The following is a 258-nucleotide window of genomic DNA, read 5'->3' on the forward strand; positions in this document are numbered from 1 at the left end:
ACATGGATACCCAGGTATTCAAGTCGATTTGTTCCAGCAAAGCACCTTCATGGTGTTCTGTGGCTTTGATGCCAGAGTCAGCGATGAAGCGGAATGGGCTGCCTTCTTTGAGGGAAGCTGCACCAGCCTGGACGGAAGCCGCTTTCCAGAATTTGGAACGGGCATCAGAAGCCTGGCCAGACAGTTTGACCTGGTCGATGATTTTGGTGATGAGGATGTACCAGCTACCCATGGACATGATGACCATGATGATGAGTG

The 258-nt window shown here is 51.2% G+C and carries 1 pseudogene; it reads right to left on the reverse strand.

Annotated elements, in window-relative coordinates:
• Window positions 1-258: pseudogene (locus ACO0LF_RS31770) on the reverse strand (MotA/TolQ/ExbB proton channel family protein); the annotation flags it as partial.

The sequence above is a fragment of the Undibacterium sp. Di27W genome (assembly GCF_049340345.1).
In the GTDB taxonomy this organism is placed as follows: Bacteria; Pseudomonadota; Gammaproteobacteria; order Burkholderiales; family Burkholderiaceae_D; genus Undibacterium.